The sequence below is a fragment of the Phreatobacter sp. GW821-FHT04C01 genome, assembly GCF_059420385.1.
The window spans coordinates 899,407-912,349 of sequence record NZ_JBWKTP010000001.1 but is presented as its reverse complement, the minus strand read 5'-3'; the positions used below and the strand labels follow the sequence as shown (position 1 = coordinate 912,349).

Here is a 12,943-nt window from a genome sequence, read left to right as displayed (position 1 = left end):
CGGCCCGGACGACAATGAGGGTCAAATAACCAGCTCAGGAGCCGCTCTTGCGCACCAAAGAAACTCGGGAACGTCCCTGGCTCATCCGCACCTATGCCGGCCATTCGACGGCGGCCAAGTCGAACGCGCTCTATCGGGCCAATCTCGCCAAGGGCCAGACCGGCCTGTCGGTCGCCTTCGACCTGCCGACCCAGACCGGCTATGACCCGGACCATGTGTTGGCCCGCGGCGAGGTCGGCAAGGTCGGCGTGCCGGTCGCCCATCTCGGCGACATGCGCAGCCTGTTCGACGGCATTCCGCTCGCCGAGATGAACACCTCGATGACCATCAACGCCTGCGCCGCCTGGCTGCTGGCGCTTTATGTCGCGGTGGCCGACGAGCAGGACGTGCCGCGCCATGCGCTGGCCGGCACCACCCAGAACGACATCCTGAAGGAATATCTGTCGCGCGGAACCTATGTGTTCCCGCCCGAGCCCTCGCTCAAGCTGACCAAGGACACCATCCTGTTCACCACGGCGGAAATGCCCAAGTGGAACCCGATGAATGTCTGCTCCTACCACCTGCAGGAGGCCGGCGCGACGCCGGTGCAGGAGCTCGCTTTCGCGCTCGCCAATGCCATCGCCATCCTCGACACGGTCAAGGCCTCGGGCGAGGTGCCGGAAGGCGGCTTCGGCGAGGTGGTCGGCCACATCTCGTTCTTCGTCAATGCCGGCATGCGTTTCGTCACCGAAATGTGCAAGATGCGCGCCTTCGTCGACCTCTGGGAGGAGATCGTCGAGACCCGCTACGGCGTCACCGATCCCAAGCACAAGCTGTTCCGCTACGGCGTCCAGGTGAACTCGCTCGGCCTGACCGAGCAGCAGCCGGAAAACAATGTCTACCGCATCCTCATCGAGGCGCTGGCGGTGACCATTTCGAAAAAGGCACGCTGCCGCGCCCTGCAGCTGCCGGCCTGGAACGAGGCGCTCGGCCTGCCGCGCGCCTGGGACCAGCAATGGTCGCTCCGACTGCAGCAGATTCTCGCCTACGAAACCGACCTGCTGGAATTCGGCGACCTGTTCGACGGCAATCCCGCTGTGTCTGCCAAGGTCGAAAGCCTGAAGGCCGAGGCCCAGGCCGAGCTGAAGCTGATCGCCGAGATGGGCGGCGCCATCGCCGCCGTGCCCTATATGAAATCCAAGCTGGTCGAGAGCAATTCCAAGCGGCTCGAGGCGATCGAGGCCGGCGACCAGGTGGTGGTCGGCGTCAACCGCTTCACCGAGACGGAGCCCTCGCCGCTGACCACCGGCGAAGGTTCGATCATGGTGGTCGATCCGACGGTCGAAGCCGAGCAGATCGCCAATCTCCAGGCCTGGCGCGCCGGCCGCGACGCCAAAGCGGCGGCCAGCGCGCTGGCCGAATTGCGCGCCGCCGCCCAGGACGGCCGCAACATCATGCCGGTGTCGATCGCCGCGGCCAAGGCCGGCGTCACGACCGGCGAATGGGGCCAGGTTTTGCGCGAGGTGTTCGGCGAGTACCGGGCACCGACCGGCGTCGGCCGGGCCGCGCGCGCCGATGACGGTGACCTCGCGCCGATCCGGCTCGAGGTCGAGGCGGTCTCCCGCGCCCTCGGGCGCCGCATCAAGTTCCTGGTCGGCAAGCCGGGCCTCGACGGTCATTCCAACGGCGCCGAGCAGATCGCCGTGCGCGCCCGCGATTGCGGCATGGAGGTGGTCTATGAGGGCATTCGCCTGACGCCCGCCGAGATCGTCAATGCCGCGCTCGAGGAAGGTGTGCATGTGGTCGGCCTGTCGATCCTGTCGGGCAGCCACATCCCGCTGGTCACCGAGGTGATGGAGCGCATGCGCGCCGAGGGCCTCGGCGACGTGCCCGTCGTGGTCGGCGGCATCATCCCGCCGGAGGACGAGGCGACCTTGAAACAGGCCGGCGTCGCGGCGGTCTATACGCCCAAGGACTTCCAGCTCAACACCATCATGGCCGATGTCGTGCGCATCGTCGGCGAAGGCGCGCGCCAAGCAGCCTGAGAACCGCCGCCTGAGAACCGCCGCCCGAGAGCCCTGCCCCCGACCTCCGCCGACGCGGAGGTGACGACCGCCGCGGAGTGTGCAAGCTTCGCGGCCCCCTTCAGAGACGCCTGCCATGCTGCCCGACATTCGCGATTATGATGCCCTCCGCCAGGCGTTCCGCTGGCGGGTCCCGGCCCGCTACAATATCGGCGCCGATGTCTGCACGCGCTGGGCGCTCGTCGAACCGGACCGGGTGGCGATCCTCTGGAAAAAGCCCGACGGCAGCGTCGAGCCGGTGACCTATGGCCGCCTGGAGGACGCCTCCAACCGGCTCGCCAATGCGCTCGCCGCCAAGGGCATCCGGCGCGGCGACCGTGTCGCGCTGGTGCTGGCGCAAGGCGCGGCCGCGGCCATCGCCCATATCGCCATCTACAAGATGGGCGCCATCGCGGTGCCGCTGGCGGCCCTGTTCGGCATCGATGCCCTGGCCTTCCGCCTGAAGGATTCCGGCGCTCGCGCCGTCATCACCAATGGCGAGGGGCTGGCCAAGATCAGCCAGATCCGCGACCAGCTCGGCGAACTCGCGCTGGTGCTGTCCACCGACGGACCGGCGGGCGAGGGCGTCGGCGGCTTCTACGAGACCCTGGCCGAGGGGTCACCCCGCTTCACCGCAATCGACACCTCGGCCGATGACCCGGCCATGATGATCTATACCTCGGGCACCACCGGCCAGCCGAAAGGCGCGCTGCATGCCCATCGGGTCCTGCTCGGCCATTTGCCCGGCGTCGAGATGCCCCACGAGTTCCTGCCTCAGCCGGGCGATCGCATGTGGACGCCGGCCGACTGGGCCTGGGCCGGCGGCCTGCTCAACGTGCTCTTGCCTTCGCTCCATTTCGGCGTGCCGGTGGTCGCCCGCAAGTTCGAGAAATTCGATGCCGACGAGGCCTTCGCCCTGATGGCGGAGATGGAGGTACGCAACAGCTTCGTGCCGCCGACCGCGCTGCGCATGCTGCGCTCGGTCGAAAACCCGCGCGCCAGGCACGCTTTCAACCTGCGCACGCTCGGCTCTGGCGGCGAAGCGCTCGGCGCCGAGACCTATGATTGGGGCAAGGCGGCGCTCGGCCTCACCATCAACGAGTTCTACGGCCAGACCGAATGCAACCTGGTCATCGCTTCCTGCGCGGCGATCGGCGTGTCCAGGCCCGGTGCCATCGGCAAGCCGGTGCCCGGCCACGAGATCGGCATCATCCGGCCCGACGGCACGCTGTGCGAAGCCGGCGAGCAGGGCCAGATCGCGGTGAAGCGGCCGGACCCGGTCATGTTCCTGGAATATTGGAACCGGCCGGAAGCGACCCGCGAAAAATTCATCGGCGACTGGATGACCACCGGCGACCAGGGCATTCGCGACGACGAGGGCTATATCCAGTTCTTCGGCCGCGACGACGACGTCATCACCTCGGCCGGCTATCGCATCGGCCCCGGCGAGATCGAGGACTGCCTGCTGAAACACCCGGCGGTGTCGCTGGCCGCTGTGGTCGGCAAGCCCGACGCGCTGCGCACCGAGATCGTCAAGGCCTTCGTCGTGCTCAAGCGCGACATCCAGCCCTCGGACACGCTGGCCGCCGACATCAGGGATTTCGTCAGGACGCGCATGTCGGCGCATTCCTATCCGCGCGAGATCGCCTTCATCGACGAATTGCCGATGACCACCACCGGCAAGGTCATCCGCCGGCTTTTGCGCGAACGCGCCTGAGCCGTGCGATCAGCGCCTTGGCGCCGGCCCGGACGGCGCGCCGTCCGCTGACGGCGGCGAGCGCCAGGCGATAGCGAAAGCCGGCCTGGCCGGGCGCGACCGCGATCAGCCGGCTCTTGATGTCGAGCCGGTCGCGCCAGACCCGATCGATCATCGGGTGGCCTGCTATGGCGCAGGAATCGACCAGCCGGATGGCCGGATCGGCGCTCAGGCGGCCGGCAATCGCCTGGGTCACCATGACGCCGGGCGAAAAGCGGGCGAAGGTTTCGGCATAGGCGGTCTTCCAGTACCAGGCGCGCTCGCCGGCACTCAGCACGACGGCGCCGGCGATGGCCTCGCCGTCGAGCAGGATCAGGTCGATGCGCGCCTGACCGGTCATGGCAAGCCCGTGGATCGCCTCGGTGAAGAACCGCCGGCTGTCGGCCGTGGCCCGTAACGCCGTGCCCTTGCGCCCCTTCCAGCCGTCGGCCTCGAGTGCGAGAAAGGTCTCGGTGGCGGCGTCCAGCCCAAGACCGTCGGCCGTGGACACCTCGGCAACCGCCCCCTGTTCCGCGAGCCTCCGGCCGAGCCGGCGCATCTCCTTGGAGGCTGCCGGCGGATCCGCGGTGAGGAGCGCCGCGCGCCGATGGGTCTCCAGCATGTCGATGCGGCGGCCCGACTGCGCGGCAAGCGCCGTCAGCGCCGTCGCCAGCGGTGAGCCGTCGTCCAGCATCGGCCAATCGAGGCCCACGACGCCTTGCCCATGAAGGTGTCCGAGGATAGCGGCCAGCACCGGCTTCTCGGCGCCGCGCGCCACCAGAGCCCCGGCATAGGGTGCGTAGGGATGGATCCAGAGCGTAAAAACGCTGCCGGCGAGCCTGAATCGCCCGGCCGCCAGGCCGACAAGCCGGCCGTCCTCTTCGACCGCCACCGCACCAAGCCCCGGTGCGGCGTCGACGCCGCGCGCGGCGAGCGCGAAGGCGGGGCTGAGAAAGACGTTCGGATGGGCAATCCCGGCGAGCGCCGACCAGGCCTCGCCCAGCGCCGGCCATTGGTCCGCCGGCACCCAGCGCGTGGTCAGTCCGGCAATGGCCATGCCCGGCTGCAACGGCGGGCTGCCGATCACAGGCGTTGCATCCTGGCGAATGCTGCGGATCGGAGCGTCGACGACCATGGTCCCTCCTCCGCGTCAGACGGCCGAGGCGGACCGGCGCCGTGCCCAGAACGACACCGACAGGCCGAGCCGGCGCCGGGTGATCCAGAACAGCAGGATGGATTCGAGCGTCAGCGCGACCGCGGTGGCGGTAGCCGCGCCCATCATGCCGAAGCGCGGGATCAGGATGAGGCAAAGGATCACCGCGGTGGCGAAAGCGGCGCCGTAGATCATCGCGCAGACACCCTGGTGCCCCGACATCGACAGCAGCCGCTCGACCGGCCCGACCGCGGCGCGCGCCAGGAGGCCGGCGGAGACCACGAACATGGCGGGATAGCCCTGGACGAAATCCGGCCCGAACAGCATCAGGAACGGCTTGCCGAGCGCCAGGATCAGGATGGTGGCGGCCAGCGACGGGAAGAAGGTCCAGCGGATCGAGGCCTGCAGGAAAGCCGCGAGCTTTTCGCTGTCACCGGCGACATGATATTCGCTGAACCGGTGGGCGGCGGCCGCAGCCACCGAGAAATAGATGAAGGCGACCAGCGCCAGCGTCTTCACCGCGGCCCAGTAGACCGCCACCTCTTCCGGCGGGCGGAACTGCTTCAGCAGGATCACGTCGGTATAGGTCAGCGCCATGTAGAAGGCCTCGACCAGGAAGATCGCGGCGGACGTCTTCAGCCAGAAGCCGGCCTCGATCCGCCTGGCACCGGCCGGGACGTGGCCCGGCAGGCGGCGCTGGATCAGCCAGAACTGGATGATCGCGGTGGTCCAGGTGGCAATGACGGCGCAGGCCATGGCGGTGACGGCGTCGGCGACCAGGCCCAGCGCGTGGCCGATCGCCATGCCGGCGAGCAGCAGCACCGGCCGGATCAGATAAGGCGGCCCGAGCGCCAGGTCGGTCCAGTTATAGGAGCGTGCAATGCCGTCCTGGATGTCGGTGAGCACATAAAGCGGCAGGCAGATCGCCGCGAGCACCAGCGGCATCAGCATCGGCTGGGCGACGTATTGGCCGAAACGCCAGAGCACCAGGAGACCGAGGCCGGCGACCAGCGTCGCGACCGCCAGGCCGATGATCCGCGATCCCGCGATGAAACCGCGCAGGCCGTCCTGGTCACCGCGCTCGCTATATTCCGGGATGAAGCGCTGGGCGGCGGATGCAAGCCCGGCATTGGAAAAATGGCCGAGCAGCAGGACCCAGACCCAGACCGAGATATAGGTGCCGAATTCGCTGCTGCCCATCCAGCGGGCCATCAGCACCTGGCTGACATAGGCGATCGCCGCGCTCATCACGCGAATGACGAAAGCCGTGCCGGCGACGCGCTGGGCGATCGATTGATGGCTCGGATCGGTCAGCACGGCGCGAAAGCGCTCGACGATGCCCTTCGGCGACAGCAACGTCTTCGCGTCGCGCCCCATTTGCGCTTCGTCAGATCCCATTACCGACACGGGCCGATCCTCAAGCGCGAGCGCCGGGCGATCCGGCTCGCGCTTCGGGCCAGGGATAGCCGACGCGCTGTTAAGAAACGGTTCGAACCACGATATCGGTTTGTTCAATAAAAAAAGGCCGGCCGCACGTGGCGGCCGGCTTCAAACATGGTCTCTCAGCGCCTGAGGTCAGGGCCGCGGCGTGGCCGGGGGCGCGGGCGTTGCCGGAGCGCCCGGCACGGCCGGGGTCGCGGGGGTGGCCGGCGCCGCCGGCGGCACCAGCCGCTCGACCTGGGCTTCGGCACGCAGCTTCTGCACCAGCTCGGCCTGGGCGCGGCGGGTGAGGAAGTCCTCGATCTGGCCCTTCACCTGCTCGAAGGTCGGGATGGCGCGCGGCCGGCGCTCTTCCAGCTTGATGATGTGCCAGCCGAACTGGCTCTTGACCGGGTCGGTCGAGATATCGCCCGGCTTCATGGCGAAAGCCGCATTGGCGAATTCCGGCACCATCTGGGCCTTGGTGAAGAAGCCGAGGTCGCCGCCTTCGGCGCCGCCCGGATCCTTCGACTTCTCCTTGGCGAGGGCGGCGAAATCGGCGCCGCCGCGCAGCTGCGCGATGATGGCGCGGGCCTCTTCCTCGGTCTCGACCAGGATATGGCGGGCGCGCACCTCCTCCTCGGGGGTGATGCGGGCGCGCTGCTCGTCATAGATCTTGCGCATCTCGGCTTCGGTCACCCGCGCCTGGGTTTCCGCGGCCAGCAGCGACTCGACCAGCAGCTTGTTGCGATAATAGACCATCTTGCGGGCGAAATCGGGGCCGTTCTGGATGCCGCGCGCTTCCGCCGCCTTGGCCGCGATCGTCAGGTCGATGACGAAGCCGAGCAGATAGTCGCGCTTCTGGTCGGGGTTCATCTGAGCGGTCGCCTGGCCGCCGATATCCTCCTCGGCCGCGTCGAGATCGGCCTGGCGGATCTCGATGCCCTGGACGCGGGCCAGCACCCGGTCGGGCGACGGCGCGGCCGCGGCCGGTGCGGCCGGCGTCGCGGGAGCGGCAGGCGCCGGCGCGGGAGCCTGCGCGGCGACGGGTCCGGCGAGCGCCATCGACAGGGCGACGAGGACAATGGGCAGACGAGCGGTCATCGGAAAGCAGCCTTTGTCTTGGGAACGACGCGTCTTTGCGGGCTCTCGTGGCGCATTTAGGGCAGGGACCCGGGGGAACAGGACGAGAGATCGGCCGACAGGTTGCGGCAGGAATGCCCGGTTCCCGCCGAATTGACAACCCTTCCCCCCGTCCATATCTGTCGCTCGTCCTGTGAGAGCGTGGCTTTGCGCGCTCCAGGCGATATATCCCGCGGGGATCGACTGCTGGGCCGCACGGGGCGTCCCTCAACCCGCCTTGTGGGGCCGATGCGATGAACCGGAAGGCGGGGCGCTGCGACCCATCTGTTCGGCCGGAAACTGTCAGCATCGGCTTCAAGCGAAGGATTACTCATGTTCGGTGCGCTCGCCCGCAAGATTTTCGGCAACAGCAGTGACCGTCGGGTCAAGGGCTACAGGCCGCGCATCGACGCGATCAACAAGCTGGAGCCGGAGCTGCAAAAGCTCTCCGACGAGGCTCTGCGGGCGCGCACCGATGAATTCAGGGCACAGCTGGCCGCCGGCAAGACCGTCGACGACCTCCTGGTGCCAGCCTTCGCCACCGTGCGCGAAGCGGCCAAGCGGGTGCTGAAGCAGCGCCATTATGACGTTCAGTTGATCGGCGGCATGGTGCTTCACGAAGGCGCCATCGCCGAAATGAAGACCGGCGAAGGCAAGACCCTGGTCGCCACGCTCGCCGTCTACCTGAACGCGCTCGCCGGCAAGGGCGTCCATGTCGTCACCGTCAACGACTATCTGGCCAAGCGCGACGCCGAATGGATGGGCCGGGTCTACGGCTTTCTCGGCCTGACCACCGGTGTCATCGTGCACGGCCTCGACGACGCCCAGCGCCACGACGCCTATGCCTGCGACATCACCTACGGCACCAATAACGAGTACGGCTTCGACTATCTCCGCGACAACATGAAATATTCAGTCGCCGAGATGGTCCAGCGCGGCCACGCCTACGCGATCGTCGACGAGGTGGACTCGATCTTGATCGACGAGGCGCGCACCCCGCTGATCATTTCCGGCCCGCTCGACGACCGCTCCGACTTCTACGCGACCATCGACAAGTTCATTCCGCTGCTCGCCAAGGAAGACTTCGAGATCGACGAGAAGCAGCGCACCTGCGCGCTGACCGAGAGCGGCAACGAAAAGATCGAGAAGCTGCTGGCCGAGGCCGGCATCCTGAAGGGCGAGCTCTACGACGTCGAGAACGTCTCGACCGTGCACCACGTCAACCAGGCGCTGAAGGCGCACCGGCTGTTCCAGCGCGACAAGGACTATATCGTCCGCAACGGCGAAGTGGTGATCATCGACGAATTCACCGGCCGCATGATGCCGGGCCGGCGCTATTCGGAAGGCCTGCACCAGGCGCTCGAGGCCAAGGAGCGGGTCCAGGTTCAGCCCGAGAACCAGACGCTCGCCTCGATCACCTTCCAGAACTATTTCCGCATGTACAAGAAGCTCGCCGGCATGACCGGCACGGCCGCCACCGAGGCCGACGAGTTCATGGACATCTACAAGCTGGAAGTGGTCGAGATCCCGACCAACCGGGGCGTGGCCCGTATCGACGAGGACGACGAGGTCTACAAGTCGGTCCAGGAGAAATTCGAGGCGATCATCGGCGAGGTCGAGCTGGCGCGCACCAAGGGCCAGCCGGTGCTGGTCGGCACCACCTCGATCGAGAAATCCGAGACGCTCGCCGAGATGCTGAAGAGCCACGGCTTCCGGCAGGTCAATCTCGACGATCCCGCAGCCTTCGCGCCGCTTTATGACGCGGTGCCCGGCACGCCCGGCGAGAAGGTCTTCGCGGTGCTGAACGCCCGTTATCACGAGCAGGAGGCGTTCATCGTTTCCCAGGCCGGCGTTCCCGGTGCCATCACGATCGCCACCAACATGGCCGGCCGCGGTACCGACATCCAGCTCGGCGGCAATTCCGACATGCGCATCTCGGTCGAGCTCGCCGCCCTCGAGGACGGTCCCGACAAGGATGCCAGGGCCGAGGCGATCCGCGTTCAGGTCGGCCAGCTGAAGCAGCGCGCGCTCGAAGCCGGCGGCCTCTACATCATGGGCACCGAGCGCCACGAAAGCCGGCGCATCGACAACCAGCTGCGCGGCCGTTCCGGCCGCCAGGGCGATCCCGGCCGGTCGAAATTCTACCTGTCCCTGCAGGACGACCTGATGCGCATCTTCGGGTCGGACCGCATGGAGGGCATGCTGACCAAGCTCGGCCTGAAGGAAGGCGAGGCGATCGTCCATCCCTGGATCAATCGCGCGCTGGAAAAGGCCCAGCAGAAGGTCGAGGCGCGCAACTTCGACCTGCGCAAGAACGTGCTGAAATATGACGACGTCGCCAATGACCAGCGCAAGGTCATTTTCGAGCAGCGCATCGACCTGATGAGCCAGGAAGACCTGTCGGAAATGGTCGGCGACATGCGTCACGGCGTGATCGAGGACATGGTCCACCAGCACATTCCGCCCGATGCCTATGCCGAGCAGTGGGACACCGCCAAGCTGAAGGACGAGGTCTACCGGGTGCTCAACCTGGATCTGCCGATCCAGGATTGGGCCAAGGAAGAAGGCATCGCCGACGAGGAAGTCATCGAGCGCGTCAAGACCGCGGCGGATGAGATGATGGCCTCCAAGGCCGCCCGCTTCGGGCCGGACATCCTGCGCCAGATCGAAAAGGCGGTGGTCATGCAGGTGCTCGACCACCTGTGGCGCGAGCATATCGTGCAGCTCGACCACCTGCGCCAGGTGGTTGGCCTGCGCGGTTACGCCCAGCGCGATCCGCTGAACGAGTTCAAGTCGGAAGCCTTCCAGCTGTTCGAAGGCCTGATGGAGCGGCTGCGCGAAATGACCACCCAGCAGCTCGCCCTGGTCGAGCTGCAGGAGCCGCCGCCGATGCCGGACCTGCCGCCGATGAGCGCTCATCACATCGACCCGATGACCGGTCTCGACGAGTTCGCCGCCATGGGGGCGCCGTCGGGCGGCTTCCAGGCGCTGGCCGCCGGCGACAGCGTGGCGGCGATCGACCGCAACCCGAACGACCCCTCGACCTGGGGCAAGGTCGGCCGCAACGAGGTCTGCCCCTGCGGCTCGGGCAAGAAGTTCAAGCATTGCCACGGGCAGAACATGTGACCGGCCGGGCGGCCCCAAAAAGGCCGCCCAAACTTCCCGCGCAAAGGGGTGAGAACGGTCCTTGACCGGGACCGCGGCTCACCTTAAAAAGCGCGCTCCGGGCGGGGGCTGTAGCTCAGATGGGAGAGCGCTGCAATCGCACTGCAGAGGCCAGCGGTTCGATTCCGCTCAGCTCCACCAGCCCGTATCGTCGTCCGGCAACCGGACCACATTTTCCAGCCTGACGGGACGCCGAGCCCAGGACGCGCGCCGGCGATGCCTGGGCCATAGCGGCCAACGGCCCGCCTTCACGCCTGTCGACACATGAAACCCGCGAAGAACCGTGCCAGCGCGGCATGGGCGTCGAGCGGAAGAACATGCGCGACATATTGATCCGGCCGCACCACCACCACGCAGCCGTGCTCACGATCGATGCCGCGCATGCCGAACACGTCCTGGCCGCTCCGAAGATCGGGGCAGAAGATTTTCTCGTAGTCGCGAAGCCCGTGGCGCCCCTTCACCGGGAGCAGCAAGGCCGGCATGCTTTCGAGGGCCACATCGCCATGGCGCTGTTGCAGGACCGCCCGCACATCGATCAGCGCGTCGATATCTTCGCCGGCCGGCGTGTATTGCCGGACCGGCGAGGTCTCGGAGCCCGAGAGAAACGAGCAGAACGCGCGCATGCCGGAATTCGCGGCCGCCGGATCGCCGGCCCCGGCAAAAGCGATGAGGCGCCAGCGACCGTCGGCCTTGACCACATGCCCGAGATGGACTGGCTTGGCATCGGCCAGGCGCACCACCCGCGCCGAGTGGAGGCGCGTGCCGATCGTGAAGCCTGTCGCCAGATGCTGATAGGTTGCTTCACCCGTGAGGATGGACGGCGCATAGCGTGTCTCGGTTCCCGCAGTGTAGCGCCCGTGCCGAACGAAATAGCGCTGCACCTCGGCGGGATCGATGCCGCCCTGCCCGCCGCCGGAGGCTTTGGAGGCACCGCTGAGGATGCCGGCCCATTCCCGATCGAAATCGACGAGTTCCTTTGCAATGGCCCGGCGTTCGGCCGAATAGCTGTGCAGCAGGCTGGGGGCGCAACGCTTTTGCAGCACCGCGGCCAGCTTCCAGCCCAGATTGAAGGCGTCCTGCATGGAGACGTTCATGCCCTGCCCGGCTTTCGGGCTGTGCGTGTGGCAGGCATCCCCGGCGATGAACACTTGGGGCGAACGCTCGCCGGCCTCCTGGTCCGGCACGTCGTCGAACTTGTCGCAAAGGCGCTGGCCGATCTCATAGACGGACCACCACGCCACCTCCTTGACGTCGAAGGCGTAGGGCCTGAACACCCGCTGCGCCGCCGCGACGAGATAGTCGATCGTGATGTTGCGGTCGGCGACGCGCTCGTCGGCGCCGAGCTCGCCAAGCTCGACATAGATGCGAACCAGGTAGCCGCCTTCGCGCGGGATCAGCACGATGCTGCCGCCGTCGCCGGACTTGATGACCGACTTCAGGCGGATATCGGGAAAATCGGTGACGACAAGGACATCCATGACGCCCCAGGCCTGATTGGCGGCATCGCCGTGCAGGGCGCGCCCGATCGACCGGCGCACGGTGCTGCGCGCGCCGTCGCAACCGATGGCGTAGCGCGCCCTGACCGTCTCGGTCTGCCCCTCATGCCCGGCATCGAGACGCTCGAACGTCGCCGTGACCGGCAGCGCGGCCGCCGGATCGACCGTCAGACCGACCAGCCGCCGCGAATAATGCGGCTCGAGACGCGCCGGCGATTTGCGCATGACGTCGAGATAGAAATCATGCACCCGCGCCTGGTTGAGGATGACGTGAGGAAATTCGGAGAGCCCGTCCTCGGTGTCCTGCACCCGGCCGCTGCGCACGATCGTCTCGCGCCGGCGGTCGTCGGGCGTCCAGAACGTGGTCTCGTTGACCCAATAGGCCTCGCGCAGGACGCGCTCGCTGAAGCCGTAGGCATGAAACATTTCCATCGTGCGGCAGGCGATGCCGTCGGCCTGGCCGCGCAGCAGGCGGCCGGGCTTCTGCTCGACGATGCATGTCCTGCTACCGGGAAAGGCCGAGAGCTGGGCGGCAAGGGTCAGGCCCGCCGGGCCGCAACCGACGATCAGGACATCGACGTCGTCGGGAAGAGGTCGCGGAGCCGCGGCTGTGCCGTTGCGCTCATCCGGGTCTGAAATATCGGGATCCCCGGGTTCGAAACCGTTCAGGTGGAATTGCACGGATCTCTCCTCGGCCTGGCCCTGGAGCCTTGCAGATCCGCCAGCTGCGGTGAAGGGCCATGACGCCGCGATAGCGATGCTGTTCGTCCTCACGACCGACGCGCGGCAGGTCCGGCCCGGCGCCCTGCCG

The 12,943-nt window shown here is 67.3% G+C and carries 7 protein-coding genes and 1 tRNA gene; 4 read left to right on the top strand and 4 right to left on the bottom strand.

Annotated features, from left to right (window positions below; genetic code table 11):
- The first annotated feature begins 47 nt into the window (after positions 1-47).
- The gene (locus tag AC07WJ_RS04270; RefSeq protein ID WP_494933275.1) at positions 48-2,024 is read left to right on the top strand and encodes a methylmalonyl-CoA mutase family protein; all 1,977 of its coding nucleotides are present in this window, start codon (positions 48-50) and stop codon (positions 2,022-2,024) included.
- 115 nt (positions 2,025-2,139) lie between these two features.
- Positions 2,140-3,759, top strand: a complete 1,620-nt coding sequence (locus AC07WJ_RS04265) for an AMP-binding protein (RefSeq protein ID WP_494933274.1) — start codon at positions 2,140-2,142, stop codon at positions 3,757-3,759.
- Here AC07WJ_RS04265 and AC07WJ_RS04260 read toward each other — a convergent pair.
- The 3 genes from AC07WJ_RS04260 to AC07WJ_RS04250 form a co-directional block, all read right to left on the bottom strand.
- A complete protein-coding gene (locus tag AC07WJ_RS04260) occupies positions 3,728-4,912 on the bottom strand; it encodes a GNAT family N-acetyltransferase (protein WP_494933273.1) in 1,185 nt (394 codons plus the stop codon). The genes AC07WJ_RS04265 and AC07WJ_RS04260 overlap by 32 nt on opposite strands.
- Positions 4,913-4,927: 15 nt before the next feature.
- Positions 4,928-6,307 (bottom strand): lipopolysaccharide biosynthesis protein, encoded by a 1,380-nt coding sequence (locus tag AC07WJ_RS04255; protein ID WP_494933272.1) that lies wholly within the window; start codon positions 6,305-6,307, stop codon positions 4,928-4,930.
- 198 nt (positions 6,308-6,505) lie between these two features.
- Positions 6,506-7,453 (bottom strand): peptidylprolyl isomerase, encoded by a 948-nt coding sequence (locus tag AC07WJ_RS04250; RefSeq protein WP_494933271.1) that lies wholly within the window; start codon positions 7,451-7,453, stop codon positions 6,506-6,508.
- Between the two features lie 351 nt (positions 7,454-7,804).
- On the opposite strand from AC07WJ_RS04250, the gene secA reads away from it, so the two are divergent.
- Entirely contained in the window at positions 7,805-10,597 is a 2,793-nt protein-coding gene (gene secA / locus AC07WJ_RS04245) for a preprotein translocase subunit SecA (RefSeq protein ID WP_494933270.1), read from the top strand.
- A 104-nt stretch (positions 10,598-10,701) separates the two neighbouring features.
- Positions 10,702-10,777: transfer RNA gene (locus AC07WJ_RS04240), tRNA-Ala, on the top strand.
- Positions 10,778-10,884: 107 nt separating this feature from the next.
- Here the strand turns inward: AC07WJ_RS04240 and AC07WJ_RS04235 are convergent.
- A complete protein-coding gene (locus AC07WJ_RS04235) occupies positions 10,885-12,813 on the bottom strand; it encodes an FAD-binding monooxygenase (protein ID WP_494933269.1) in 1,929 nt (642 codons plus the stop codon).
- Positions 12,814-12,943 lie beyond the last annotated feature (130 nt).